This window comes from Sphingomonas kyeonggiensis, from assembly GCF_014204495.1.
Classification (GTDB): domain Bacteria; phylum Pseudomonadota; class Alphaproteobacteria; order Sphingomonadales; family Sphingomonadaceae; genus Sphingomonas; species Sphingomonas kyeonggiensis_A.
Genome location: NZ_JACHLN010000006.1, coordinates 16,337 through 39,970 on the forward strand (window position 1 = coordinate 16,337; position 23,634 = coordinate 39,970).

The following is a 23,634-nucleotide window of genomic DNA, read 5'->3' on the forward strand; positions in this document are numbered from 1 at the left end:
CGCAGAATAAATTTTGCGGGACGGCTGGGCTTGTCAATTACGCGACAGAAGAATCCGATTCTCCTGTGTTCTTTTCTTCAGGTCGAACAGCGCGGAGACCGCCGCGACGAACGAGTCCATGTCGCCGGTCTCGAAGCTGCCGTTGACCTTGGCCCCGGCCAGCGACGGGTCCTCCAGTTCGATCCGGGTCCGGCTATAGCGGTTGGCCTCGGCGATCGCATTGGCGAGCGGTGTGGCATGGAAGACGAGCCGGCCGGTGGTCCAGCTGGTCGCCGCCTCGACATCGACATGGCTGACTGCCAGCGCGCCTGCCGGGCCGATCGTCGCGCATTCGCCAGCGGCCTTGAGCAATGTCGGGGGAACGCCGGCACCGGCATCGACCGAGACGCTGCCTTGCGTGAGCACGACCTGCACGGCTTCGTCGCTGCGGTGCACGTCGAACTGCGTCCCTGCGGCGCGGATCGCGGCCTTGCCGGCGCGGACCTCGAAAGGCCGCGCCGGATCATGCTTCACTTCGAAAAAGGCCTGTCCGCGCTCGAGCGTCACCCGGCGCCCGGTATCGCCGGCATCAACGTGGAGTCGGCTGTCGGTGTTGAGCCGGATCCTCGAGCCATCGCCCAGGCTGACCACCAGTTGCTCGCCGGTCGCGGTCCGATAGGCGCGCGCCATCGGCAGCAGCAGCCAGCTGGCCCCTGCCGCGACCGGTGCCAGGGCGGCGCCCGCCAGCACCACCCGGCGGCTCGGCCGCCAGCCGCGCGCTTCCGATTCCATCCGCTCGAGCCGGGGCCGGGCGAGCGCGTCGCGCGCCGCCGCGGCGATGTCGGGATCGTCGCCGAGCGCGCGTGCCTGGCGCCATAAGCTCTCGACCTCGGCATAGCGTGCGGCATTGCCGGGTTTGCGGCGCCAGCGATAGAATTCCTCGAGCTCCTCGGTGGTGACCGAACGGTTGTTGAGCCGTGCCAGCCATTCGGCTGCCTGCTCGTCTGCGCGCTCCTCGTCCGTGCCCATGACGTCCCGCCGTTTAGTCGCGCAGCCTGGCCGCGCACATCGCCAACGCTCGGGTCATCCGCCATTCGACGGTCTTGACCGAGATGCCAGCATGGCTTGCGATCTCCTCATAGGTCAAACCGGTAAAGCGACTGAGTACGAACACGTCGCGATAAATCGGCGGCAAGGCGAGGATCGCCTGCTTCATCTCGAGCGCCTCGTGCTGTTCGGGCAGGACCGAGGCGAGGCTCGCCTCGCCTTCCTCGTCGAGCGGCTCGGCCAGGCCGCCACGCACGACATTGCGGCGCATCTGGTCGCGTGCCAGGTTGACCGCGATCCTGAGCAGCAGCGCCTTGGGGTGGCGCGCCGCATCTTCCGGCGCATAGCGCCCCATGCGGACATAGGTCTCCTGGACAATGTCGTCGACATCGAGCGCGGTGGTGCGCAGCCGCCAGGCGAGCACGCGGTTCAGCCAGCCGGCGTGGCTGCGATAGAGATGTTCGAGCAGGCTTGCCTGCGCCGCCTCGGGCACCTCCGCGTCCTGCTTGTCCGGGCCTGGGCCGGCCATGGCATCCTCTCCCCAACGAGACAGGGGCGACGGCCATGCCGAAAATGGAAATCCCGGGCAGCCGCGGCGCGCGGTCATGAACCGGCACAGCGTTGCGGACCCGCGGGCAGCATTAGGCGCGCGGGTCTCGTCGATCTTGCACAGGGGTTTCCACGCCCCTGCCGCCGATGCGTCGGCGGCATGCCCATGCTGGCGCATTGGCGGACTCCTGGCAACTCGTGCCGGAAAGGGAAGGGGCCGGGTGTTGGAACCTCCTGTGCAAAAAGGCCCGCTTGTTGTGGCCGCCCCACGCCCTGCCGCATGTGCGGCGCCCCGGGCTCGAGGACGGTCCCTATTGGGCGGCACCCGGCATCCCGGCCTAGGATGGGATGCCGGGGGGCAGCAAGCCACAGAAGGGGTCGGGTGTTGGAAACCTTTGTGCAAAGGCCCGCTATTTAGGACTGACCCGCTGCCATTACCCTGGCTCCTGGGAACGCCCCTGATTCACGGCACCCGACCGTGGGACCCTGCGCAATTCGGCGATGTGCGGCAAGCGCGACCTTGGCGCGTGCGGACCAGCCGACTCGCGCGCGAAAGCTGCCAGGGCCTTGGCAGCGTCATTCCGCGCCAACGGAAAGATTTGCTGGGAGTGCGCCGAATTTTGGCGGGCGGTGCGCAGAAAGTTGCGCATCGTATCTCCGCTCCGAGTCGCGCACGGGCCGCGGCGCGACAAGCCCGCTGCCGCATGCTGCGTTCGCCCGCTTGAGGATGGCGACGGGCAAGCATCGCGATGTCTTCGGCTATGGGTGAGGATTGGCGTGACGCCGAGAGCTATCGGCCGCTGCTTGCGCTTGATCGCCATGGCTTCGCCTGGGAGTTCCTGCGCCGCAATCCCGCCTATCGCGCCGAAAGCGCCGCGCCCTCGGTTCTGTCGCGATCTCGCCTTGGTGGGAGCCTTGAGCATTTGCACGCGCCGGCGGGAGGTGCGGCGCGCTGGGGGCTGTGGTTTCCAGGAGGCGCCCGAATGCGATGCGCTCCATGCGCGGATACTCTGGCGCGCCGAGCATGATCGCGGTGTCGTCACCGTGGATGCGATCCCGGCGGAGCAGGGGAAGGACAGCCTCGATATTCGCCGTGTCGGTGTCGATGTGCTGTTGCTGTCGCCCGATGGTGGATCCCGCCAACTGCTGCTCAGCGATGGCCCGCGCCATATCCACCTCGCGTTGCGCGAGGGCAGCTTGCTCCATGGTCCGGTCCGGTTGCGTTACGCATTGGAGGGGCTAGTGGATATCGAGCCCAAGCTGCTCACCGTGCGACGCTTGGCGGGGCTTTGGCGCCTTGGGCGAATGCCGGCCGAACTGTTCCCGCGCGATCCCCGTGCCCGGCGCTGGATCGAGATGCTGCGCGCGCTTGACGCATTGCGGGACGGCGCCAGTCAGCGTGACATCGCCGCCGCGCTGTTCGGGGCCGCGGCCGTGCGCCGCGATTGGCGGGCAGCTTCCGACTATCTGCGTCTGCGTATCCAACGCCTGGCGCGAAACGGCGAGGCTATGTTGGATGGTGGCTATCTTCGATTGGTAGCCGCGCGTGTCGGTTGAGTGCTGTTTTGAGCTGGAGGACCGCGGTTGGCGCGTTGGGCGCCCGTCTGACGTCGGTCGGACATCCAGCGCGCCTGCGGCACAGCCACGGCAGTCGCCAGCGCAGGTGACTTCGGCCGCAGGCGACGCTATCCCGACACGCATGAGGGGAACGGCGCCAGACGGCCCTGCGCATGCGAGAGGACGGCGCAACATTCCAGGCGATCGGCGAGGCCCTGGGCGTCAGCCCCAGCGGGGCGAACGTGATCTATCAATGCGCGCTGGAGGTGCAGGCGGAAGAGGCGACCGGGATGGGCGTGCGGGCGATCAGGATCCTGTGGCACTATCGAGGCGATCTGCACGAGCTCGCTCCTTCGCCGCGCGAGACCCTCGTGGCGCGTGCACGCTGCTGATCCAGGAGCCGAATTGCCTCCGCCGGCACGCGTGCCAAATCATCGCCTGGCTCAACGCCGGAAACCGTGAGAAGCTCTAGGTCGCAGACCCCTAAAAGCCGTCAGTCGGCAAACGCCCCAGTCCCGGTCAGTTCTCACTTGGGACGAAAGCCATCGTCCTCCAGCATAGAGCCGGGGTGATAAGCGAGATCAGCGTCTAGTGGATCAGCAGCGCCTGCGCCGCGCCGCGCAGCTCGGCATGTTCGAGCGATACGATCACACGAGGCACTTCGCGGAGTTGGCGCTGCCAAGGGCTTGGTACGACGAAGTACCGGGCTGCATCCGGACTTCGGATTTCCGAGCGCAGTGCCCGGGCGAGGCTTCCAGTGATCATCACACCGTTCCATGCACCATAAGCGAGGGCCATATTGCCAGCGAAATACCAGAGCGCACGGGCGAACAGCGCTGCGGCGCGGCTCGCATGTGGATCGTGTTGCGTCACGAGATGCATCACTCCCTTGGTATCGTTCGCACGCGCAGTCGCCCCTTCACTCCCGACCACCATGCGATAGAGCGCTAGAAGACCGCGCGTCGAGAGCAGGTCCTCGGCGGTCACAGGCTCTTTGGCGCGCCACCCGTCGAGAAGCGGGTCGAGTTCGGCGAGTCCCGCCATGAAGTGGCAGTGACCACCCTCAGTGGGCAGCACGTTGATTCGGCCCTGCTCGTCGCGCACGATTACTGCGATACCCAGCCCGCTACCGACCCCGATAAGGCAGCGCGTACCCGGTTCCTCGGTGCTGAGCGGTGCGCCTGCCATCGCTTCAATGCGCGCATCGCTATCGGGCGCACTCAGAGCCCAGGCATTGGCCGCGAAATCATTAAGGATGAGCGGCGGGGCCTGCAGCATTGCGGTGAGGCCGGATCGCGAGAGAAACCAGCGACTGTTGGGCACCGAAATCGTGTCGCCCACAGCCGCACCCGATATCGCGATCGCGCAGCGGCGTGGCAGCTCGTCCAGTGCGCAACTCCGGCTGAAGCTACTGAACGCGCCCGATATGCTCGACTGTTCGTGTGACTCGAATATGCGGATCGTCTCGCGACGCAGGCGGCCGTCGCCATCGGTGAGACCGAGGCGCATCGCATTGTGGCCGACATCGGCGATCAAGGCGAGTTTTGAGGTTTCAGCTTGAGGTGCGGAGTGCATACAGGTTCCTTCAGCCCGAAATTGCAACCGCCATCCCTTTAACAATGTAAATCAGGGGCTCCGGCAAGAGCCTTTCCGTAGCCTTGCGGAGGTAAGTCCATCGTGAGCCAGGGGGATGGAGGAGTAGGTAAACGAGATTTCTCGTTCCTAAGCGGTTACTAGCTCTTCGGGCGCGTCATGCCGTTGCCGCTACGATATACATAGCCTTGGTGTAGTCCTGGAGGAGCTTGTTCATGTCAAAGCCGGCCTCGGTCACCAGCCCTGGATTGGACGTCGGAAGGCAATGCCACCGCATACCCGGTGTCAGCAAATGACGATCGGCTAGGCGGCTTCTTTTGACGCATGAGGGTGCGTTCAGGCCCGTAGACCATCGATCACTGCGCGATCCTCTCAGGCAACTATTCTCACTTCCGGACGACATATTCGTGCCCGCCGTGCTCCACGCCGATTTTCGTAGGGGTTGCAGTTGCGCTTCAAATGCCACTTGTCATTGTTTATCTAAGTGACAAGGAGATTGTCATGCAATCGGCAGAGGAAACAAAAAATGCCCATAGTGGGTTGTTCGTGTATGTCATTCCTCCAATAGATCTTTGGTTTGGCTGGAAGAATCTCGCCAAAGTCCGCGCGGATGGGCATTTCCCAGAGGAGGGAATAAGTTCTATCCGGCACAGCCAGAGGAAGAAGTCCTGGCGCAAGGAAACCGATCGCCTATTTTTCGAGGGACGGAAATGGGCTCAACAAAATCTCGAATATGCAGGTGACATCGAGCGCGGGCCATTTTTGAGTTTTCTGCCAGGGAAGGAAGAGATCATACCGCTCGTCGCCTGGGAAAGTGCCGATCGAGAATTGGTGTTTGTGGCCTCTCCGGTTCCCCTTCCTCATCTGGACGAGCTACAGCAAGAGGTCGCGGAAATTCGCGCGGCCCCGCCAGCCCGGAAGGACAACGGCCCATTCGGCCGGTCACCTTTTTCCCGCGAGGAATAACGCTCCTGCGGCCGGGAGGCATGTGGGAAGGAAAGCGTCGGATTGCTCCAGCGTCAGCACTTCGACAGGGCAGACGGCATTCGACTTTCGCGCTGATAAGCGCGCCCGTGAAGGTCAACGACCTGGCAAAGTGCCTACCCTTCGCTATTTCAGACTCCGCAGCCGACTCGCTCTCGCCAGGTAGGCTGTCACTCCCGGTGGCGGGTGATTGAGCTTTGGATTGCCGCCAACCGGAGACCAGCTATGTTTCGCGCTACGCGTGGCTCCGGCAATGGATGGAGGCGCAGCGTGCTTGGCTGGTCGAAGCACCACGAGGTGAACTGGCGTGGGTGAATGCGGCATTGTGTTGTCTGCCGTTGCCGATCAACTTACCGAACCGGGATCTTGGCAGATCTTGCCGATTTGCCCCCAATTCCTCCAGAGGGCTGCCGATTGGCGCTTCCTTTCGCGGATCATTCCGGGCCTGCCGGTGACAGGTTCGCGTGAACGCACCGGGGGAAAATGAATCTCCGGGTGGTTGGTCACTTATGCTCAGCCGGAACGTCTCGAAGCGAAAGACAGGATAGCGTTTGGTTCAGCAGGATGTAAGCAAATTCGCCGAAGGTGACGGGACCAACGAAACCACCCGTCGAACACCCCTCAAGTTCGGCGTATAGATAGTTGAGGATGCAGTTGCAGGATAGCATGCCTGCCGCACTCCTACCTTTTGCCGCATCCACATAGGCCAGCGCATAGTCTGCGACCGGACGAGCCAGGCGATAAATCACGCCTGGCACCACTGGTGCGTAGAAACGGACCCGACCGTTATCAGCATCGACCGCCTGGAACGAGACGTTGATCATCGCTCCGGCATAGTCGGCGACGAGCGGCAGCCTGGTATCGAGGCCCTGTTCCTCGATATGGCGCGCCAGATTGGTAGGCCTGCCGTCGACGAGACACTCCGCTACTTCGAAGCCACCTTCGGCAAAGCTGAACTCGCTGCCAACGCCGACGGTGAATAGATTGACGATGTCGAGATCGACTTCAATTGTTTCAGGTAGTTCGACCCACAAGGCCGCGAGACCATCATGCGAGAAGGTGCCCGCCGCGCCGTCAAACACCTTGGGCATCTCGGTGTCAACTCTGTCCAGGCGAACGCCGGCAACGCAGCCGAAAACCGGCTGATCGTAGAGGCCGGGAAGGCCGGGACCCTCAACGGCGTAGCGCTGCAGCGCGCCGCTGAACGCCGGCGCCATGACGCAGGTGAAACCATGATCGTAGCGGCGCTCCACCAGCCCAGAGAGTTGGTCGCTCGACAGGATAGCGGTGCGAACATCCATGGCTTCGTCAAAACAGGTGCAGAAGAGCCTGTCCTCTCGTGAAACCCCACCATCCTCCAAGATGAAATAGGCGGTTGTGCCGCCTATCCATTTCCCACGCGGCAGTTGGCGCAGCAGGGCTTCGGGACCCGAGATGAAGAGCGTGGCACCGGAAGTAATCATGGCCCCCACGGCTTCGACGGTCAGAAACGCATTCTTCATGGATCAGGCACCCATAATCGCGGAAAGATCGCGATGCGCAAACTTGTTTTTCACGAAGAATCTGTGCAATTCTAGGGCGGCGTTCAGCAAATTTGTCTCCTGGTTGCTTACGGAAATACGCAGGCGGGTGATGAGTAGCCTTGTTGCAAGCGTGCTGATATCCGGGTTCGAGGTGCCGGCCACTATCCGGCTCCAGAGGATATTGTTGGCGGGAGGTATATCCACTTCACGCTCCACAATGATCGGCTTGCCGCTCGGCTAAATCACGAACCAGTGGCAGGCTGGAGGGATACTTCGAGCGTCACTAAACCGGATCGCTCGTCAGAAGCTGGCCCAGCCACCGGACGTGTCCACGGCTCGATTGCTGGTCGCCTGGTGGTGGGTTGGACGCGGGCGCGCATATAGTCCGCGAACCGCCGGCGAGGGGACCGCTTCCGCGCGATAGGAATGGCCGCCCTTCGGCGTTCCGATCTCGAACCTGGCGGCCTGCTCCGCGAGGAGGATGACTTCTCCGCTCAGATTACGGGCCGCGGCCGAGGTCTGCTCGACCATTGCGGCATTCTGCTGCGTCGCGTGGTCCATCTCGCTAATAGCGACATTGATCTGGGTGATGGCAGTCGACTGCGCCTGATTATCGGTAGCCATTCTGCCGAGCAGGTCGTGTACCTCCTCGACATTCTGCGAGATATCGACCAGCGCGGTGTCGACCTTTTGCACCATGTCGACTGCGGCGAGGATGTCGGTCTGAGTCGCGGTGAGCTGCTCGCGCGCGCGGCCCGCTTCTTCTTCCGCGCGCATGGCAAGCGCCGAGACCAGATCGGCGACGACGGCGAAGCCACGGCCTGCCTCACCGGCACGGCCCGCCTCGACAGCGGCATTCATGGCGAGCACGCGGGTCTGGAACGCAATCTTGTCGAGACCCTCAATCACGCTATCGATGCCCTCGGCGCTCTCACTTACCCGGTTCATCGCCTGAACTGCTTCGTCCGCCGTGCCTCGACCGGTCGACACCGTCGCGATCGCCTCGTCGGCACGCACCAGCGTCCGGGCGGCCGCACTGGCGCTTTCCTTGAGGCGTTCGTCCATCTGGGTCACGGATGCCGAGGTTTCCTGCAGGCTGGCGGCATTTGCCTCGGTCCGCCGTGCCAGGTCTTCCGAGGCCTGCGCGATCTCGCCGGAGCCGGTCCGGATCGTCTGTGCATTCTCGAGCACAGTTCCGATCAGGGAGCGCATGCTCTCGAGCGCGGAGTTGAAGTTGGTCTTGAGGCTGGCATAGGCATCAGGGAAGTCCGCAGCGATCTCGCCCGTCAGGTTGCCGGTGCTGAGCTGTGCCAGGCTCTCCCCGACGATTTCAACGATCTGCGCCTGCGCCTCGGAGTCGCGCATCTGCTTCGCGGCGGCGTCGCGAAAGGTGAACATGGCGCGGGTCATCCGCCCGACACAGTCTTCATGGTTCGTGTAGGCGATGGGACTGGCCAAGTCGCCCGCGGCGAGCCCTTCCATGCGGATCACCGTGTTCACATAGGGATCGCAGATCGCCTTGCGATAGCTCGCTGACATCACCGCAGCGGCCAGGACGGCGCAGGCGCTGAACCCGGCCATGACAAAGTCGCCCAGCGCCAGCGCTATCAACCCGAGGAGCGCCATGAGTGCCACGAGCGAGCCGAATGCCACCAGCGTCTTCTGTCTGATCGGGGCCTTTTCACGAAACCAGAGCATTGAGGTGCCTCTCACTATTGTTTCCGTTTGCGCTGCTCCCCCTTCCGCGTGCGACGCACCGCAGCTCTGTCAATTTATAGGGGGGTATCGATATTGTTTCTGTATTGTGTCAAAAAATCTCGTTGGCGTCCTGGTGCCATCCCACGCGACGCGGTGCAGGGGGCGACGCCAGGCTCTGGGCGTCGCTCGAAACAAAACGCGTGAGTTTCCGATTCAAGGTCTCGGTGGTGAACGGCTTGAGAAGATAGTCAGTCGCCCCCGCACTCTTGGCGTTGATGACTTCGCCGAAGTCGCGCTCAGCGGTGATCATCAGGAAAGGGATGCTGGACAGCGCAGGATCAAGGCGAACGGCAAGGAGCAACTCGAAGCCACTGACTGGCTCCATCCACCAATCGGAGATGACGAGATTATAGCGGCGGCGGCGCAGCATCTCGAGCGCCTCATTGCCGTCACCTGCCTGATCGACCTGTGCGATGCCAAATTCGTGGATCATACTCACAACGATACGGCGTATCATTCGTGAGTCGTCTACGACCAGCAAGCGAGCTTCGTGTGTATCGATCATCCAAGCCTCCTTGCCCTGATCCAATCATGGCAAGGGGGAGACTAGTAGCCAGATATAGTGCGGATCGCATTTATCCGGAGGGGGAAATCAACTAGTGATGAAGAGTCATACTTGACCAGAATGACATTTTGGCGTTGCTGCCTTATCGAAGGGGAAAGCCCTAACAACCGCTTCGTAAATCTTGAGGCCATTTTAAAACAGTCTCTTGGCGGTGGTAGCTAGTTGAGCCCGGATACAGTTATCCAGCGGCGGAGGGTGCGGCGAGATCGATTGCCACCTGCCGGGGTAATTGCCTCGACGAGCGATTTGCGCTTGAGGATGTCGCGTGCGGACGGGCGAAGGCTGTGAGCACTAATTGCGTTCATGCCCAGCAAAAAAGAACTTGACGATAAATCTACCTAGGTAGATTTATGTGCAATGCCTCGAACGCGCGCACTTTCGCATCACGCCAGGATGATCCTTGCAGTCCTTCTTCAAGCCGGGGAGGGGTGGTCGCACGGCTATGAACTCGCTCGCCTCGCCGGGGTCAAATCGGGCACGCTGTACCCACTACTCATCCGTCTTGAAGGGCAAGGTTATCTCGAGGCCGAGTGGCAGCACCCGCAGGAAGGTGGGCGGCCGCCACGCCATGCCTATCGCCTCACTCTCAGCGGCGTGCAACTCGCTCGCGCCAATCCTCCGGCTCAGCCGGCGGCTGCCGCGCTCCCGCGCCAGGAGGCGACGATATGAGCGCCGGCATTCGGCGGCGTTTTGCTGACCTCTCCTGTCGGGCATTACAGTCCGTGCTTCCGCTGCCCTTGCAGCCATGGGGGCGGGCCATCCGTTGCGAAACCGCAGGGATTGCCAATGACACCAAGGCGCTGCTGTTCGCTCTCGACAGCGTGCGCGGATTGCTGCCGCGCGCCTTAGCGATCCATCTTTCCAAATTGTTCGTCGCACCTGCCTGTGGAGGGCTCCTGAGCATGCGTTTCTACACCGGCGCGATGCGCCGTCCCCGCGCCGTCGGGATCGCCTGTGCGATCGGCGCGGTGGTCCTGGGGCTCGCCTACATGGCGATTGCCGGAGCACCGCTACGCTACCTCGCCATCAACAGTGGCGCACTGATCGTCGGTCTGGCCTTGTTGTTGCTCTGCGGCCGCGCACGTGACGCGAACGTTAAGGACATCAACTGGCCCGGCCAGATCTTGGGGATGTCGGTCGTGCTGCTGGTGACAACATTGCTCGGCCAGAGCGCCGAAGGCGCAACCCGCTGGCTTCTACTGGGCGGCTTGGCGGTTCAGCCAAGCCTGGTACTCCTGCCGGTGATGATCGTGACGTTTGCCAGGTCCCGCAATCTGCTCGGCACCGTCGGCATCCTGGTCGCCGCTGGAGTGCTGGCCTGGCAGCCGGATCGGGCAATGGCAGGAATGCTGGCGGCGGGGCTGACGGCCCTTGCGCTGGTTCGCCCGGACAGGTTTGTCGTAGGCGCGTTGTCTTTAAGCGTCGCAGGCTTCGGCGCGACGTTGACGCGCCCGGATTCGCTGCCCGCATCTCCCTACGTCGATCAAATCCTGTATTCAGCCTTCGACGTGCATATCCTGGCCGGCGTGGCGGTGCTGGCCGGCGCGCTTCTGCTGCTCGTCCCGGCAATTCTCGGATGGCGCTATGATGCAGCACGTACCGAGATCTATCTGGTTTTCGGCGTAACCTGGCTCGCGGCGATCGCGGCGGCTGCCCTCGGCAACTACCCCACCCCGATGGTGGGCTATGGCGGCAGCGCGATCATAGGCTACGCGCTTAGTCTCGTTGCTCTGCCCAAGCGGACGACAGCGCACTCGCAGGCACCGGGGCAATCATCAAGCCCTGCCGATGCGCATCCGCAGGACCGCCACCTTCGCCTCGAACTGGCATGACCGGCATGGGAAACTCCCTCGCGAGCGGCGCGCGACGCAACCCTCTGCGGGCCTTGCTCAAAAGTCCGCACCGCTATTGGCTGCTGGCGATACTCCTCATCAGCGCCACCCACTATGCCTGGGGTGCGATTACTCCGCCATGGGGAGATCAAAAAGTCAGTTTTGTGCCTGCGGACAAGGTGTGTGGCGCCGACGGTGCATTGCGTTACTGCGTTTATCGCGACCAGCGCGGCACCAATGGCGACATTGTCTACCATCTTCATGGCCGTAATCTCGACGAGCAGATCTGGAACGACGACACCTATTTTACGGCCTTGGTGCAGCAGCAATGGCAGCAGGGCAAAGCGCTGCCTCCAACTGTTGTCACGCTCTCCTACGGCAAGACCTGGCTGCTGACGCCGCGAGGCGAAAAGCCCGATAGTGGGTTGCTCGACGACATGATGGCGCGCCTGCCGGCGATCGAGGCGAAGATTGGAGTCCCTCACCGCCGCCTGCTGATGGGCGAGTCGATGGGTGGGCTCAACGTTCTGGTGGCGGGACTTTCCTACCCTTCCAAATTTTCCAAGATCGCCTCCCTGTGTCCCGGCGTCTACGCATTCTCACCCTTCGGACCGCGGTCCGACATTCAGGCCGCTATGGTGCGCACCGGCGCCGATCCCAAGATCGCGATGGGGGCCTGGCTGATGGCGAACCAATATCTTGCGAATGATGGCGAGTGGCAGCGTGTTTCGCCGCTAAGCCTGATCGAACGGGCGGGACCACGTTACCCGGCGCTCTATCTCTCCAACGGTCTTTACGATGCCTACGGCAACTACGAAGGGACCGAGCGGCTGGCCGTGGTGGGGCGTCGGCACGGAGTTAAGATCGAATGGCATCCGCTCTACGGCGGGCACTGCGCCATCGACACGTCATCGCTGGCGGCCTTCCTCATTTCCTGAAACTGCCTTCCGCTTCACGCTTGGCTCCGAGGCTGGTCGTCTTAAGGTCTGCTTGCCGCGCGCGGTTCTCTCAATGCCGTCATTCCGCTGACGGCCCAAGATTGCGTTCAGCCTCGGAGACCGTGGCGCCCCGCGAACACCGAGCATGTTGAGGAGACTGTCCAATCACCAGCCATCATAGCTAACTTCGCCGAGCGATCCGGCGCTGGCGCGCGTCATTCCACAGCGTCCAGACACACACGCTGACAAGCAGTGCGATTACTGCGGCCAGAATACAGGTAATGAAAAGGTACAGTTCGATGGGTAATTCCAGCGCCTGGAGTTCTTGCACTCGGTCTGGCAAGGGCGATTCAGATCACCCGATACCGGCACCGGCCTCTCGAAGAAGGTGGCGGTTTCCCGCCACCCTCCCTATGAGATGCCTAGCGTTATCGGCAGCGAACGCCGCCCCGCTCGATCGCTCGACCTGCAAACGCACCGCCGGCAGCGCCGACCAGTGTTCCCAGGACCTGACTGTCGCCGCGCACGAGGGTGTTGCCGAGCAGTCCGCCGGCGGCGGCGCCGATGATCAGCCCCGTCGTGCCATCCGAGCGACGGCAATAATAGCGCCCGTTCTGGCCGCGATAGATGCGGTCGTTCGCGGCAAGCGTCCGGGTACGATAATAGTTGCCGCTGCGATAGTAGCGCCCAGCGTCATAGCGGTTCATTCCGGGTTCGCGGCGATCCCAGTCATAATTGGCGTATCTGCGCCAGCCGCGATTGGCCTGTCGCGCGTTGCGATTGGCTTCCGCGAGGTTGCGCGCATACGCACGCTGGGCCTTGCGACCCTCGCGTGAATTGTCGGCATCGCGGTCTCCATGATATTCCTGATCGGCCGCGCGGAGGTCCCCACGCTGTTCGTTTCGAGGTTGATTGGGCTGTGCCAGCGCGGGCCAGGAGGGAGCCGCGACGACCAATATGGCGACCGCAAGATATATGTTCTTCATGATCTCTGTTCCTAACTGCGGATATTGTCAGGTACAGAACGGCTCGCCCTGCGCAAAAGTCCAAAATAAAATCAAATATAATTTGTAGATTTTGTTTTATGATCGCCAATAATTATTATTGGCATTATTCGAGAATGTTAGGGCACATCCTTCAGTGCTCGCCGAATGCACGCTTCGCGTCACCGGGGCCGAATCGCCTTTTGACCAATAATTCCGCCGTAGTTCCCACTGGAGGTGGTGGCCATGCTTAGACGGCAGCGACGGGCTCTGTGCCTCCAGGACTGCCCTCGCCATGCTCCAACAATACCGCCGTTCCGGGTGTCGCGTCGAAGATCGTGATATGCGCCTCGAGTTGTTTGGCGAGTGCCTGGACGATGTTGGTGCCCAAGCCCGCCTTAGACGCCCCGGACGGCTGCTTCGGCATGCCGACGCCATCGTCCACCACCGACAGGCTCCAGACGGGCCCCTGGCTACCATAGTTCACCATGATCTTGCCCCGCCGCCCTTCGGGGAAGGCATGCTTCAACGCATTGATGACGAGTTCGGTGACAATCAGACCGACGCTGACCGACACTTCGGCATTCACGCTGCTCTCGTCGCTGGTGACGTCGAGGCTGATCTGACCGGGATCGTGGATCATCGATGCGCCAATGCTTTCACACAGCTGGGTCAAGTATGGCCCGAGCCTGACGCGGTCGATCGAGGACACGGCGAGCTGCCTCTGGATGGCGGCCACCGACATCACGCGGTGATGGGCCTCGTGCAGATGGGTGCGCGCCTCCTCGGACTGCACCCGCTTAGCGCGCTGCATCAACACGCTGGCTATGATCTGAAGGCTGTTGGCGACGCGATGCTGGAGCTCCTGAAGGAGCATTCCTTTGTCGCGGATCAGATCCTCGGTCATCTTTTCCGCGATCCGGGCATCGGTTACGTCGGCAATGGCGAGCAAAAGCCTGACCGGTTCGCCCCTGCCATAATTGAGCTTATGGGCATTCAGAACCAGGCAGCGCGACGCGCGTCCCTCGCGCTTCAGGTCGAACTCATAGTTCTTAACTTCGGCCAAGCCCGACGCAGTCGCCTTCAGCAGGGATTGGAGCTGTGCGACAGCCCATTCGCCGGAGCCCAGCTTGGCGAACTCACGGCCTGCGATGGTGTCGGCATCGATGCCGAAGGCATCGCAGAAGGCTTCGCTGGCCTCGACCACAACGCGATTCTCGTCGAGGAGCAACACCGGCGCATGCGACGATGCGACTACGGCCATGGCAAGATTGAGGCTCAGCTCGGGAGTTTCGGATGCTGTGTCGGGCATGTGGAGTCCTTTCGGCCCCCAGGTTTCTCCGAAATGAAGTCCTATGTTGAGCACACGGCCGCACGCATAAGTGATGGCGGACTCGGCCTTGCTCACATCATAGCACCTGCCCAGGGCAAACCTTGCTATTATTCGGACGGTCGCCGACAGCGTAGATTATAGCTAGGAAAACGGGCGGGCATCACGGCGGCAAAATTCACATCGTAGGCACCGCAGCGACTATCGCTTTAGGGATCGGTGACAATTCAGCCGAACGGGGGCCAGTGGGGCGTTTGCAGCCATTCGCAACTAGAAATTCGCGGTTAAGTTAAGCGACGCGTAGCGGGTCTTCCGCCCGCTAGGAGCGTTGGGCGCCACTTCGAGGAACCGGCCCTTCGATAGCAGGACCGCGTCGGCTTCCAGACGCAGGGCGGCCGGTCTGATCCACCAGCGCAGCCTTGCATCGAACTGATGCCCCGCGAAGTTGCCGGATCGCCCCATCCCATCGCGGATCGCCGTCGTGGAGAAGCTGTCCCTACGCTCGGCCAGCCACAGCGCATGATAGCTAACAAAGCCGTCAAGCCGCTTCGACGGTGCGACTTCCACGCGCACCCCGCCCGTGGAAATGTTGCTACGCCCGACCGCATTGTAGAGCCCCGCCGGCGCCAGGTCGGCGCGACGCATTCCGAAGAGCGTGTCGAAGCGTCCATAGCGGTTCCCCGGACGGTCGCCGCTGGCGCGGTCATATTCAACGGACAAGCGTGGCTTCCAGCCAGCCGCGAAAGTGTACCCCGCTTCGCCGTGAACGAACCATGCGGATACGGGTAGCCTCGCCGCATTCGGCGCGATCGAAGCGCTAATCGTTCCGGATTGATAATATGCTTCGATCTCGACATCGAGCTTTCCCGGCGAAGAATCGCGGAGAAGGCGTCCGCCATAGGTGTCGAGCGAGCGATTGCGGGTTGGCCGCCTAGGCGTGTCCCGCTCGCCCAGGTGATAGAAGCTGGTCTCGAGCAAGAGGGGGCCGATGGCGCGATTCTTTGCCACCGTGCCACCCCACAGCACCAAGCCAAAGCCTTCGCGGTCGAGCGCGATAGCATTCCGCCGTAATGAGGCGGGATCGTCGGGGCGGCGCTGCTGGGGCAGGACGTAGATCAGGTTCGCCGTTACGTCCCCCGCCGCTAGGATCTCCGCATTGAGGCCGGTATAGCCATTGGTGGTGTTTCGGTAATCATCGGCGGCGACAAGGCGACGGGAGCCGATGTTCAGCGTGAAGCGCCCGCCGCGGATCGTGGCCCTGGTTCCGGCGCCGGGAGAAAGTTCGCGCGCTACATAGGCCTGCACCATTTCGAGGGCGTTCGACTCTCCGGTCGTTACTGGGGTGCCTCCATCGCCGCCGTAGACGCGGCTGTCCCAGACCTCCGCGACAAAGATTACGGGGCCGCTGTCATATTTCGCAAGCAAGGTGGTGCGTAGATTGACCAGGGCGTCGTCGCGATTGAAGCCGGCGCGCGGCTGGTTAGCGATCGTCTCATAGCGAAGGCGGACCGTGCCCGAAACCTCGAGACCCTGAGCGGCGGCGGCTGTCGGCCAGAGGGTCAATGCGAGGAAATAGCGTGGAAAATGCATAGCACGCGTCCGGCTCTAGAGGTGGACGCGATACTTTGGCTGACGCCTCAAGGGGGGATCGCCGCCCCCATTGGACCGAATTCCATTCGTTTGCGGCGGAAGTCAAGCCGGAGCTAACCGCTGCCGTCAACGAGGGGCCAGCCTTTAGCGAGGCGAATTTCAAGCAAACCGGCCGAGAATGGGGCGCTGGCAGACATTCGAAATTGTCCGCCCGGAACCGCCGCCGTCGAACCTGCCGCGGGCCAACCAGCCTTGGCCGCGCTTGTTGCGCTGTGCTCAGGAAGGTAATCAAGGTTATTGAGTAAGCGGAGGGCTGATGGGATTGCTTGTCAACGGCACGGCTGCAGCCGCCGAGGGCTCTGTTCTGGTTCCATCGGGCGCCGGAGACTACGCCCTCTCGCTTCCAGGTGGACGGATGCCGCTACGCTTCGAGCCGAATGCACCGATTGGCGTCCGCCTCGATAATGGGACACTGATCCTGTCGGGCAAGCCTGATCTCGGCACGGCTGCGACGCTGCAAGGTCTGTCGGTCGTTGGCGTGCCGCACAAGATGGCAGTGATGGTCACTAGCTTGGGCGCCGAGAGTCCGTGTTACTTCATCAGCTACACGATCTACCGCGGTTAGAAGTCGAGGCCCCTCGACCGGCGTGAAGCGGTGTCCCTTCGGAGGTCACGTCCGTTTCGAGGACCAATGGCGGGGGCTGCGCGCGGCCGGCGCATGGGGAAAGCGCTGACAGGGCGCAAACCAGTCGCGACCGTCGAAAGGACAAGGCGCTTCGGTCGAGGGGAGGTGCAGGGTGAAACCGCCCAAGGAGGCGAATTTTATTTCTTCGAGGGAGCGCCCTTATAAACCCAGCCGCTCATCCTTATATAAGATCTGCTGACGTCGCGTGCGACGGATATCGGGCCGCCTCGGCTCTCCCCTTGTCCCTTTCTAGCTTTCGAAGCCGGGATGCGCTGCTTTTGGCGCATGCCCGTCATACATGGGACAAAGGATACCCATATGATCACCGGAACTGTAAAATTCTTCAACCCTGACAAGGGCTTCGGCTTTATCGCGCCCGAGACCGGCGGCGATGATGCGTTCGTCCACATTTCCGCGATCGAGCGCGCGGGCTTGCGCACGCTCGATAAGGACCAGCGCGTTACCTACGACTTGGAGACCGATCGCCGCGGCAAGACCTCCGCTGTGAACCTGCAGTCCGCCTGACGGTTCGGGCGAGCCTCGCGCTCGCCCAGCCAACCGCAGGTCGCGCAAGGGCGTGGCCTGACTGATGAAGGAGTGTGCGCCATGTCCCGAGCGATCAACCTGAACGCGACGCAAGACCATGTCATCGCCACTTGCGCCAAGCGCAAGATCGGCATCAGCGCCATCGAAACCCTTCAGTCCGGCGGAACGCGTCTTGTGATGAACAACGTCGAGGATGCCGCGGCGATCGCCAAGGTTTACGGATCGAAGGTACTCGCGGGCAAGGTTGTCCGGACCGCCACGCGCCTGGGCCGACTGTAACGGATATCGGAGAAATCATGCCAGCATTTAAAACCCCGACATTTCAGGAACGTACCGCGGCTGCCGCAACGGCCAGGAGTAGAGCGCTCGCCCTGCTGCGATCGAAGCCGCAGGCCGATGCGTCGGCGGTAGCTGCCGCCCTTGCGCGGCGCGCGGCACGGGAAGCTACCGAGGCCGAAAAGCGGACGGCCGCACGCGCCGCGCGTGCTCTGGCCGTGGCGCATAAGCAGGCCAGCAAGGCAGAGGCGGCCCAGATTGCCGCGACGCCGGTGGCACCGGAACCGACAGAGGCCGACCGCAAGGCCGCGCGCGATGCGCGTTACGCTGCACGCAAGGAGCGCAAGTCGTCGCGCTAAGCTGCTCACATCGTCACTTCCTGAGACACCGCGCCCGCTCGACGGCGTTTCGTCGAACACAACCGCAAGCGCATGGCACTCCAGGCGCCGCTTGCACGCGAGACTAAAGGAGCAATTCGACGGTGCTCGCGCGATCTTGTCGTCTCAACCAGGTTGATCCTGATACTGCTGACCCTGCTCGGCTCCGACCTGCAACTCGTCCATCAGGACATCCGCCAACTGCAGCCTTGTACGATGGCTGCTTTCCAAGCAGTTCATTGGATCGCTGAACGACCCATTTTGAGGCGGTAGCAGCCCGGCAGCTTTTGGATCAGCCGCCGCACCGCAGAACGACCGCGAATGGATAGAAAGCTGACTGACAGCTTTGTCCCGGCGCGATAATAACCTCAGATCATCGAGGGGTTGAAGTCGAGCTGATGGCAAAGCCCGAGTCCGTATACGTCCGTTTCGTTTGCTATCAGTTGGTGGAAGCACAGCGGCAGCGTCTTGGCCTGTTTCAGGCGTTGGATGAGGCCCGCGAATGTGACTTCGCGCCTCCTTGGGCCTTGGCTCAGATCGGCGAGATATATGGCTGGTTCAAAAAGAACCTAGCCGTCCCCGCACAATTCTCGCGGGGCGGGTGGAAAGGTCGCGGGCAACCAGGGCTCTCTTGGTTCAAGCCTGTCGCTGTCGAACACATACGCCAGATGCACCAACTAAAGCTCGCTCTGGAGGCGTGTGGTGTGCATGTGGATGTTCTTACGACCCGAGACCCCGGGCACATCATTTGGCAGGATCAGCACCAACTTGTGGCTGAGCCCGGGGCACGAAAATTCTAAGAGCGAATGTCCGGTAGTGGGTGGAAATCAGACAGGATCGGCAGTAGCCCTCACTGATGGCGCTTTACTCGAAAGTCGAAGAGGTTTCGGCGTTGCCCCGAAACTTAAACAGCGGCGCGAACGGCTGGGGCTTTAAGGCGTGGAGTGACCTGCTCGATGACGAGGCTCCACACCGGAAAGTCATTGAGCGCTTCGCCGCCGCCTACCCGGAGGCCGGCCTCGCGCTGCCCCCGTATTATCGGGACGAAGACTATGTGGAAGCGGACGCCACTTGGAATGGGGTGACAGTCTCGGTCTATTACGAGACGATCCTTAGTTATCTTTGGATTTGGTCGCCAAGTCGTGACGCGGCAAGCTCGTTCCGCGCAGCCCTTATCCCGCTAATTTCCTAAGCCAGCGTCCGCTTTCGGAGTTCACAGGTCCGGGTTCTAACGGCAGGCATTGGGGCGCTAGCAGCCAGGCAGCTTGCTACGACTGATGCGGCGGTGGCTGCGGGTTTTCAGGACAAGAGTTCGGCAAGACGAATGTGGCAGTCCGCAAGCTCGAGATGGCGTTCCCTCACGGCAGCCTCAGTAGCACGGTAAGCTAGCTGGCGCTCACGATCTGCCCGCTGGAGATGATATTCTCGATCTTCGAACACCCGCGCCTTGCGTAGCGCCTCATAGGCTTGGGCGTATGGTCGATATGGAATGCTCACAGCAAGGGCATACCACAATAGTGGTTACATTACGTCGCCGCCGTCTAGCCAAAGCGATGAAAATCAACGAAATCGGATTTGGAGATTGTCGCGCCTACCCATAGGAATGATGGACTACGGCACGAAGGGACGACACTCGCACAACAATAGTGTGATTGTTTTCCCGTGTTACTAAGCGAGCAAGCGTAGGATCGCCAGCGGGGTGGTCGATCTGACTAATCTCCAGCCAGTCCATGCCATCGACGCGAACTCGAACAATGAGTTGTTCGTTCAAGTGTTCTGCTGCGGATGCAAACACTTCCAGACTCAACAGCCGCCTCCGAGGCCCCATGACACCAGCATCGCCGCCGCCGATACCGGAGCGACAAGGAGGAAGGATGTCGCCCCGGTGCCGATTCCCAGCGGCTGCTCAGCCTAGTCACCCAAAAGGCATGAAAACCAGTACTTTGTCGCATGATTTAGAGGTTTTCCGCCCGAGAATGAGCCAATGTGGCTCGGACGACATCCCCACGCCGATGGATAACGGCAACAGCTCCACAAAAAGCCGCCGACGTTTCGGAGCTCTCTCGAGCCGTAGGGCGAGGCTATTCCATAGGGATGCCCCTTGCGCAGGGGCACCACTTATGGGTGGAAAGCGGACGCTAGATCTGGTGAAAAGATAACCCGAAATCAGCTTGATCCAGCACGAAAGCGGAGAAACGGCGGTCAGGAAATTCGCGGTTCAGCTTAGTCGCGAGCATGTCAGCCATGATGGTAGCAAGACGGGTGAGTTGAACGCTCTTCAGGCTCGCTTCGGTTTCATCGTCCGGGAACATATGGTCAAAAAGGAAAGCGTTCATCGCTGTCTCGACCTGCTGCCGCGAATGCCCGGCTCGCTCCCAATCCCTCAGCCGTCCCAAATCGAACGGAGCGCGTAGAACATAGCCGCCGAACTCAATGAACTCCGGCCAAAACAGCGAGCAGAACCCGAGGGCGTGATCGGCTCGCCCTTCGATATAAATCCAATTATCCGGCGAGATACCGGCTCCCGCATTCCATTTCTGGAGCTCGGGCAGGACGTCAGTGACTTCGGCCATGTCGCGACCTTAACGCTCTGGCGAATGACTGCAAATGGGGCGTTTTCTGCCTGGCGGCTTCTGTCGCCCGAAATTTGGACCGCAACGGCTTAGATTGGGTGGATTGCGGTCATGGCTCAGGTGCGCCAAAATGCTCTGATGCTTCACACTCGCGACCTCGCCGACAGCATTGAAGTCGACGGTTTAACCTATGAGTGGGCAGTCCAGCGGGAACCGCAATGGTGCACGGCTGATGGCTGGCGGGGCTTGGTATTATCCATTCGGCAGGAAGGCGAGCAGCGCGAAGCGCTGTTGGAGTTTCCAATGCCGAAGTCTCGGAATGGATCACCGCACCGCAGGCGACCTAAGATCGACAAAGCGATAGTTTCCAATGGCGTTCGCGCTGCATTGGCAGCGGGCTGGGAGCCGACTTCACGCGGTAAACCGGAAACCTACATGGTCGATGCAAACGGCTGCTGATGGGGCGAGAGCTGACTTTCCGGCTAAGGTCCAATGGCACCATAAACGCCCCAAATATCATCGATCTTATCTTCGCCCGCATACCAGCGAACAGACCATATGGTCCTGATTAAAATTCCTCTAGTCACGGTTGCAGCCCTGCACCCGTCTGCGGATGAGGCATCCGCAACAGAGAAGCCTTGGCCCCTCAATTGATCCACAACGCTTGCTTCACTCGTACCCTTAGGAAATTGCGCCTTCACGCGCTCGTCAAATGCAATCTCGCCGTCAACGAAGGGTGACGGCAGGTTGCGCCCCAAAGAGGGCGTCCGAGGATAGGGCCAACGCACACGCGTTATTTGCATGACTTCGCAGTGTCGGCAATTGGGTGGAAAGCCGCCATTGCGCCGAAGCGCGGTGTCGCTAAGCTCGCGGCATGATCTGCAATATTATCGACAGGCGGACCAGGCCCTACCGCTGGCGCGAGGTGAACGCCATCCTCGAAGCGACCTCGCATGACAACGCCTGCGAAGACGCGGATTTACAGCCGGCGACCGATGACGACCTTACCTATGACCAGCGAGAGAATATCACGCTGGCAGAAGCCATCGCCTGGGCTAGCTCAGAGTCCTCGGCGGTGACGTTGTATCTTTACGACAAGGGTGCGGGAACGACTTGATAAAGGTCAGCAATCGGGTGGAAAGCCGTCATCCAAGCGCCTTGCGAATCAGGGCCGCCGTTAGGTGTCACCCTAACTCCTTCGCGAGTTCGTGGTCTTGCTCGGCGATGGATGACTGTGGCCACGGGACTACGACCATAAGTGGCCGCTGATCCATAACCGCAATCTCACAAAAGGGCATATCTATGTTCGACACTTGAAACTGGCGCGTCGAAGACCGGATCGATTCAGCAAACATTGCCAGAACCTGCGTGTCCGCTGACGGAACAGCGCCAGTCGCAACGGCAAACGAGGACACTGGCTGTCCATGGGCATAGACAACGACCATCGCCGCGCTTTCAACGGCGGTACATTTTATGCGCAGATGACTGAGCGGCCCTTGGAGAGGCTGATCAAAAACAGGCCCGTAGTGATCGATCAAGGACGCGCAAACCCCAATCCAATGCTGGGACAACTCGTCGAACAGCCGCGCCCCAACACCGAGCAATTCGCCGTCTATGGCGAATGGAGCGATCCAGAAGCGATCACAGACGCCGGATTGTGAGTGGCTTTCGTAAGGCAGATCATGCGTCATCAAGCTTTTCGTAGGCGCCGCAGCGACGGTCCGCTAGTGGGGCGCGTGCAGCCCGACCGTTTTCGGATCGGTCATCTCATCGCTGAACCGCTGACTATGGGTGGGAAGCTGCCGTTATCAGGTTGGCTGAACGCCAAGCTCCGCAAGCTTCTCGATGCCGAAGATACTCCCCTCGCTGCGAAACACTTCAACGTCGGGGCCGCGATCATCGAAGAACTCAATTTCCCATCGCTCGCCAGGAAGTGTGACAATCACCATGACAGCCCCCTCGCGGACTGACGTGAGCGCATAATGCGTATTGTTGGCCTCAAGCTCGCGGATGAACTGCTGAACTGTTAGATTGCTCATGCCGCCGGTTTATGGCTCGCCCCCCAATGTCCGCAAGTGGGGTGGTTAAGCAACAGGCAGCTTCTAGCTTGGGACGCTGACTAGCGGACGTACTGGTATGTAGCTCAATTTAGCCCTGCCTGACGCCAGCAGTCTTCCGCGCGGCGGTGACGATCGCGCCCTTGAGCGCCCTCAGCGCCTCGGTGACGGTCGCGGAAACTTCGAGCATCTCTGCCTTGAACTCCGGATGGGTCACATGCCCGTCGGCCTGATAGGTCTGTCTGATCCGGTGAGTGAGTTCGTTGAGTTTTTCGCGTGCCGTCCAGAGATCGACGAGCGCTGCCCGAGTGGTCGGAAAATAGACTTCGACCAGCATTTCCATCGTCTCGGCGCCGCCCCGTTCACGAGGCTTCGCGCCTTGTTTGATCTGCAAGTCAAGCATGTCGTTGTAGTCGATGCGGCCGTCAAGCAGCGGGTAATAGGTGACGAGCATGCCGCCTAGCGTCTTCTCATACTCGTCGGCGGCGAGGAATAGGTCTTCCGCCTTGCCACGCAGGAACAGCATCTGCTCCTTGTTGCGATTGAGTTTATAGGTAACCACGCTGGAGACGACGCCACTGGCTACGATCGTCGATAACCCCACTACCAGTGTTGCCGTCACCTGATCCATGGGTCTGTCTTATCCAATGCGCGCGATAGATCAAATTGGGCATGCATGGAGTCTGGCCGTTACGTCCGCCTTTGGATGATCAGATCCATCGGCGATCGGCTGACATTGGGGCGTAAGCTGCTGATCGTCGCTGCGAGGTCAATTAGTTGGACGCGTTCCCTCAACGGCCAATTACGGCCGTGGAGACGAACCATGGGACATTCACATCATGATCCTGCCGCGCAGTGCCGGCCTGCTTGGAACGCCGGCAAGACTGTCGGC

At 61.3% G+C, this 23,634-nt stretch carries 28 protein-coding genes and 1 pseudogene; 15 read left to right on the forward strand and 14 right to left on the reverse strand.

The window, feature by feature from the left end:
* Window positions 1-33: 33 nt before the first annotated feature.
* Window positions 34-1,008 carry a FecR domain-containing protein gene (locus HNP52_RS22755; protein WP_184171388.1) on the reverse strand — a complete coding sequence of 325 codons (975 nt, stop codon included), beginning with the start codon at window positions 1,006-1,008 and terminating at the stop codon, window positions 34-36.
* A gap of 13 nt (window positions 1,009-1,021) precedes the next feature.
* A complete protein-coding gene (locus HNP52_RS22760) occupies window positions 1,022-1,555 on the reverse strand; it encodes an RNA polymerase sigma factor (protein ID WP_184171391.1) in 534 nt (177 codons plus the stop codon).
* A 781-nt stretch (window positions 1,556-2,336) separates the two neighbouring features.
* Between HNP52_RS22760 and HNP52_RS22970 the strand changes: the two genes are divergently transcribed.
* The 3 genes from HNP52_RS22970 (at window position 2,337) to HNP52_RS22770 (ending at window position 3,524) form a co-directional block, all read left to right on the forward strand.
* A complete protein-coding gene (locus tag HNP52_RS22970) occupies window positions 2,337-2,603 on the forward strand; it encodes a transcriptional regulator domain-containing protein (protein WP_221416639.1) in 267 nt (88 codons plus the stop codon).
* On the forward strand, window positions 2,491-3,132 hold the full coding sequence (locus HNP52_RS22765) for a DNA -binding domain-containing protein (protein ID WP_184171394.1): 642 nt from the start codon (window positions 2,491-2,493) through the stop codon (window positions 3,130-3,132). Before HNP52_RS22970 ends, HNP52_RS22765 begins: the two co-directional genes overlap by 113 nt.
* 173 nt (window positions 3,133-3,305) lie before the next feature.
* Window positions 3,306-3,524 (forward strand): hypothetical protein, encoded by a 219-nt coding sequence (locus tag HNP52_RS22770; protein WP_184171397.1) that lies wholly within the window; start codon window positions 3,306-3,308, stop codon window positions 3,522-3,524.
* Window positions 3,525-3,720: 196 nt separating this feature from the next.
* Here HNP52_RS22770 and HNP52_RS22775 read toward each other — a convergent pair whose 3' ends face one another.
* Window positions 3,721-4,707 carry a glucokinase gene (locus tag HNP52_RS22775; RefSeq protein WP_184171400.1) on the reverse strand — a complete coding sequence of 329 codons (987 nt, stop codon included), beginning with the start codon at window positions 4,705-4,707 and terminating at the stop codon, window positions 3,721-3,723.
* Between the two features lie 477 nt (window positions 4,708-5,184).
* Between HNP52_RS22775 and HNP52_RS22780 the strand changes: the two genes are divergently transcribed.
* Complete coding sequence (locus HNP52_RS22780) at window positions 5,185-5,691, forward strand: hypothetical protein (protein ID WP_184171403.1); 507 nt, start codon at window positions 5,185-5,187, stop codon at window positions 5,689-5,691.
* Between the two features lie 521 nt (window positions 5,692-6,212).
* On the opposite strand, the gene HNP52_RS22785 is transcribed toward HNP52_RS22780, so the two are convergent.
* From HNP52_RS22785 to HNP52_RS22800, 4 genes are all read right to left on the reverse strand, one after another.
* A complete protein-coding gene (locus HNP52_RS22785; RefSeq protein ID WP_184171406.1) occupies window positions 6,213-7,211 on the reverse strand; it encodes a DUF6976 family protein in 999 nt (332 codons plus the stop codon).
* A 3-nt stretch (window positions 7,212-7,214) separates the two neighbouring features.
* A complete protein-coding gene (locus HNP52_RS22790; RefSeq protein ID WP_184171409.1) occupies window positions 7,215-7,448 on the reverse strand; it encodes a hypothetical protein in 234 nt (77 codons plus the stop codon).
* 84 nt (window positions 7,449-7,532) lie between these two features.
* Window positions 7,533-8,930, reverse strand: a complete 1,398-nt coding sequence (locus HNP52_RS22795; protein ID WP_184171412.1) for a methyl-accepting chemotaxis protein — start codon at window positions 8,928-8,930, stop codon at window positions 7,533-7,535.
* Between the two features lie 109 nt (window positions 8,931-9,039).
* Window positions 9,040-9,495: a response regulator gene (locus HNP52_RS22800; protein ID WP_184171415.1), complete on the reverse strand. Its 456-nt coding sequence runs from the start codon at window positions 9,493-9,495 to the stop codon at window positions 9,040-9,042.
* A 453-nt stretch (window positions 9,496-9,948) separates the two neighbouring features.
* Between HNP52_RS22800 and HNP52_RS22805 the strand changes: the two genes are divergently transcribed.
* Genes HNP52_RS22805 through HNP52_RS22815 form a run of 3 tightly spaced genes read left to right on the forward strand, consistent with a single transcriptional unit; the run spans window position 9,949 to window position 12,325 of the window.
* On the forward strand, window positions 9,949-10,224 hold the full coding sequence (locus HNP52_RS22805; protein ID WP_260396352.1) for a PadR family transcriptional regulator: 276 nt from the start codon (window positions 9,949-9,951) through the stop codon (window positions 10,222-10,224).
* A complete protein-coding gene (locus tag HNP52_RS22810) occupies window positions 10,221-11,387 on the forward strand; it encodes a hypothetical protein (protein ID WP_184171441.1) in 1,167 nt (388 codons plus the stop codon). Before HNP52_RS22805 ends, HNP52_RS22810 begins: the two co-directional genes overlap by 4 nt.
* Window positions 11,384-12,325, forward strand: a complete 942-nt coding sequence (locus tag HNP52_RS22815; protein ID WP_221416641.1) for an alpha/beta hydrolase-fold protein — start codon at window positions 11,384-11,386, stop codon at window positions 12,323-12,325. The genes HNP52_RS22810 and HNP52_RS22815 overlap by 4 nt, the downstream gene beginning before the upstream one ends.
* A 428-nt stretch (window positions 12,326-12,753) precedes the next feature.
* Here HNP52_RS22815 and HNP52_RS22820 read toward each other — a convergent pair whose 3' ends face one another.
* From HNP52_RS22820 to HNP52_RS22830, 3 genes are all read right to left on the reverse strand, one after another.
* Window positions 12,754-13,311 (reverse strand): glycine zipper 2TM domain-containing protein, encoded by a 558-nt coding sequence (locus HNP52_RS22820; RefSeq protein ID WP_184171444.1) that lies wholly within the window; start codon window positions 13,309-13,311, stop codon window positions 12,754-12,756.
* A 247-nt stretch (window positions 13,312-13,558) separates the two neighbouring features.
* On the reverse strand, window positions 13,559-14,620 hold the full coding sequence (locus HNP52_RS22825) for a sensor histidine kinase (RefSeq protein ID WP_184171447.1): 1,062 nt from the start codon (window positions 14,618-14,620) through the stop codon (window positions 13,559-13,561).
* A 288-nt stretch (window positions 14,621-14,908) separates the two neighbouring features.
* The gene (locus tag HNP52_RS22830) at window positions 14,909-16,228 is read right to left on the reverse strand and encodes an alginate export family protein (RefSeq protein WP_184171450.1); all 1,320 of its coding nucleotides are present in this window, start codon (window positions 16,226-16,228) and stop codon (window positions 14,909-14,911) included.
* Between the two features lie 316 nt (window positions 16,229-16,544).
* Between HNP52_RS22830 and HNP52_RS22835 the strand changes: the two genes are divergently transcribed.
* From HNP52_RS22835 to HNP52_RS22855, 5 genes are all read left to right on the forward strand, one after another.
* Window positions 16,545-16,853 (forward strand): hypothetical protein, encoded by a 309-nt coding sequence (locus tag HNP52_RS22835; RefSeq protein ID WP_184171452.1) that lies wholly within the window; start codon window positions 16,545-16,547, stop codon window positions 16,851-16,853.
* A gap of 378 nt (window positions 16,854-17,231) precedes the next feature.
* Entirely contained in the window at window positions 17,232-17,438 is a 207-nt protein-coding gene (locus HNP52_RS22840; protein WP_184171455.1) for a cold-shock protein, read from the forward strand.
* 81 nt (window positions 17,439-17,519) lie between these two features.
* Window positions 17,520-17,738 (forward strand): hypothetical protein, encoded by a 219-nt coding sequence (locus HNP52_RS22845; RefSeq protein ID WP_184171458.1) that lies wholly within the window; start codon window positions 17,520-17,522, stop codon window positions 17,736-17,738.
* A 17-nt stretch (window positions 17,739-17,755) separates the two neighbouring features.
* A complete protein-coding gene (locus HNP52_RS22850; protein WP_184171461.1) occupies window positions 17,756-18,094 on the forward strand; it encodes a DUF6481 family protein in 339 nt (112 codons plus the stop codon).
* Window positions 18,095-18,968: 874 nt separating this feature from the next.
* A complete protein-coding gene (locus tag HNP52_RS22855) occupies window positions 18,969-19,304 on the forward strand; it encodes a hypothetical protein (RefSeq protein WP_184171465.1) in 336 nt (111 codons plus the stop codon).
* Between the two features lie 946 nt (window positions 19,305-20,250).
* Here HNP52_RS22855 and HNP52_RS22860 read toward each other — a convergent pair.
* Window positions 20,251-20,685, reverse strand: a complete 435-nt coding sequence (locus tag HNP52_RS22860) for a hypothetical protein (protein ID WP_184171468.1) — start codon at window positions 20,683-20,685, stop codon at window positions 20,251-20,253.
* Between the two features lie 111 nt (window positions 20,686-20,796).
* Here HNP52_RS22860 and HNP52_RS22865 point away from each other — a divergent pair, with 111 nt between their 5' ends.
* Together HNP52_RS22865 and HNP52_RS22870 are read left to right on the forward strand one after the other, a co-directional pair.
* Window positions 20,797-21,144 carry a hypothetical protein gene (locus tag HNP52_RS22865; protein WP_260396353.1) on the forward strand — a complete coding sequence of 116 codons (348 nt, stop codon included), beginning with the start codon at window positions 20,797-20,799 and terminating at the stop codon, window positions 21,142-21,144.
* Window positions 21,145-21,559: 415 nt separating this feature from the next.
* On the forward strand, window positions 21,560-21,802 hold the full coding sequence (locus HNP52_RS22870; protein WP_184171471.1) for a hypothetical protein: 243 nt from the start codon (window positions 21,560-21,562) through the stop codon (window positions 21,800-21,802).
* Between the two features lie 67 nt (window positions 21,803-21,869).
* Here HNP52_RS22870 and HNP52_RS22875 read toward each other — a convergent pair whose 3' ends face one another.
* The 3 genes from HNP52_RS22875 to HNP52_RS22885 form a co-directional block, all read right to left on the reverse strand.
* Window positions 21,870-22,376: a hypothetical protein gene (locus HNP52_RS22875; protein WP_184171474.1), complete on the reverse strand. Its 507-nt coding sequence runs from the start codon at window positions 22,374-22,376 to the stop codon at window positions 21,870-21,872.
* 117 nt (window positions 22,377-22,493) lie between these two features.
* On the reverse strand, window positions 22,494-22,724 hold the full coding sequence (locus tag HNP52_RS22880) for a hypothetical protein (RefSeq protein WP_184171477.1): 231 nt from the start codon (window positions 22,722-22,724) through the stop codon (window positions 22,494-22,496).
* Between the two features lie 109 nt (window positions 22,725-22,833).
* Window positions 22,834-23,373: a hypothetical protein gene (locus HNP52_RS22885; RefSeq protein WP_184171479.1), complete on the reverse strand. Its 540-nt coding sequence runs from the start codon at window positions 23,371-23,373 to the stop codon at window positions 22,834-22,836.
* Window positions 23,374-23,448: 75 nt separating this feature from the next.
* Between HNP52_RS22885 and HNP52_RS22975 the strand changes: the two are divergent.
* Window positions 23,449-23,634, forward strand: a pseudogene (locus tag HNP52_RS22975) (hypothetical protein); the annotation flags it as partial.

What these genes read in the sequence shown, in the direction of transcription:
- HNP52_RS22755 (WP_184171388.1), bottom strand. Translation starts at nt 1,008, where the DNA reads ATGGGCACGGACGAGGAGCGCGCAGACGAGCAGGCAGCCGAATGGCTG.
- HNP52_RS22760 (WP_184171391.1), bottom strand. Translation starts at nt 1,555, where the DNA reads ATGGCCGGCCCAGGCCCGGACAAGCAGGACGCGGAGGTGCCCGAGGCG.
- HNP52_RS22970 (WP_221416639.1), top strand. Translation starts at nt 2,337, where the DNA reads ATGGGTGAGGATTGGCGTGACGCCGAGAGCTATCGGCCGCTGCTTGCG.
- HNP52_RS22770 (WP_184171397.1), top strand. Translation starts at nt 3,306, where the DNA reads ATGCGAGAGGACGGCGCAACATTCCAGGCGATCGGCGAGGCCCTGGGC.
- HNP52_RS22775 (WP_184171400.1), bottom strand. Translation starts at nt 4,707, where the DNA reads ATGCACTCCGCACCTCAAGCTGAAACCTCAAAACTCGCCTTGATCGCC.
- HNP52_RS22780 (WP_184171403.1), top strand. Translation starts at nt 5,185, where the DNA reads ATGCCACTTGTCATTGTTTATCTAAGTGACAAGGAGATTGTCATGCAA.
- HNP52_RS22785 (WP_184171406.1), bottom strand. Translation starts at nt 7,211, where the DNA reads ATGAAGAATGCGTTTCTGACCGTCGAAGCCGTGGGGGCCATGATTACT.
- HNP52_RS22795 (WP_184171412.1), bottom strand. Translation starts at nt 8,930, where the DNA reads ATGCTCTGGTTTCGTGAAAAGGCCCCGATCAGACAGAAGACGCTGGTG.
- HNP52_RS22800 (WP_184171415.1), bottom strand. Translation starts at nt 9,495, where the DNA reads ATGATCGATACACACGAAGCTCGCTTGCTGGTCGTAGACGACTCACGA.
- HNP52_RS22805 (WP_260396352.1), top strand. Translation starts at nt 9,949, where the DNA reads ATGATCCTTGCAGTCCTTCTTCAAGCCGGGGAGGGGTGGTCGCACGGC.
- HNP52_RS22810 (WP_184171441.1), top strand. Translation starts at nt 10,221, where the DNA reads ATGAGCGCCGGCATTCGGCGGCGTTTTGCTGACCTCTCCTGTCGGGCA.
- HNP52_RS22815 (WP_221416641.1), top strand. Translation starts at nt 11,384, where the DNA reads ATGACCGGCATGGGAAACTCCCTCGCGAGCGGCGCGCGACGCAACCCT.
- HNP52_RS22820 (WP_184171444.1), bottom strand. Translation starts at nt 13,311, where the DNA reads ATGAAGAACATATATCTTGCGGTCGCCATATTGGTCGTCGCGGCTCCC.
- HNP52_RS22825 (WP_184171447.1), bottom strand. Translation starts at nt 14,620, where the DNA reads ATGCCCGACACAGCATCCGAAACTCCCGAGCTGAGCCTCAATCTTGCC.
- HNP52_RS22830 (WP_184171450.1), bottom strand. Translation starts at nt 16,228, where the DNA reads ATGCATTTTCCACGCTATTTCCTCGCATTGACCCTCTGGCCGACAGCC.
- HNP52_RS22835 (WP_184171452.1), top strand. Translation starts at nt 16,545, where the DNA reads ATGGGATTGCTTGTCAACGGCACGGCTGCAGCCGCCGAGGGCTCTGTT.
- HNP52_RS22840 (WP_184171455.1), top strand. Translation starts at nt 17,232, where the DNA reads ATGATCACCGGAACTGTAAAATTCTTCAACCCTGACAAGGGCTTCGGC.
- HNP52_RS22845 (WP_184171458.1), top strand. Translation starts at nt 17,520, where the DNA reads ATGTCCCGAGCGATCAACCTGAACGCGACGCAAGACCATGTCATCGCC.
- HNP52_RS22850 (WP_184171461.1), top strand. Translation starts at nt 17,756, where the DNA reads ATGCCAGCATTTAAAACCCCGACATTTCAGGAACGTACCGCGGCTGCC.
- HNP52_RS22855 (WP_184171465.1), top strand. Translation starts at nt 18,969, where the DNA reads ATGGCGCTTTACTCGAAAGTCGAAGAGGTTTCGGCGTTGCCCCGAAAC.
- HNP52_RS22860 (WP_184171468.1), bottom strand. Translation starts at nt 20,685, where the DNA reads ATGGCCGAAGTCACTGACGTCCTGCCCGAGCTCCAGAAATGGAATGCG.
- HNP52_RS22865 (WP_260396353.1), top strand. Translation starts at nt 20,797, where the DNA reads ATGGCTCAGGTGCGCCAAAATGCTCTGATGCTTCACACTCGCGACCTC.
- HNP52_RS22870 (WP_184171471.1), top strand. Translation starts at nt 21,560, where the DNA reads ATGATCTGCAATATTATCGACAGGCGGACCAGGCCCTACCGCTGGCGC.
- HNP52_RS22875 (WP_184171474.1), bottom strand. Translation starts at nt 22,376, where the DNA reads ATGACGCATGATCTGCCTTACGAAAGCCACTCACAATCCGGCGTCTGT.
- HNP52_RS22880 (WP_184171477.1), bottom strand. Translation starts at nt 22,724, where the DNA reads ATGAGCAATCTAACAGTTCAGCAGTTCATCCGCGAGCTTGAGGCCAAC.
- HNP52_RS22885 (WP_184171479.1), bottom strand. Translation starts at nt 23,373, where the DNA reads ATGGATCAGGTGACGGCAACACTGGTAGTGGGGTTATCGACGATCGTA.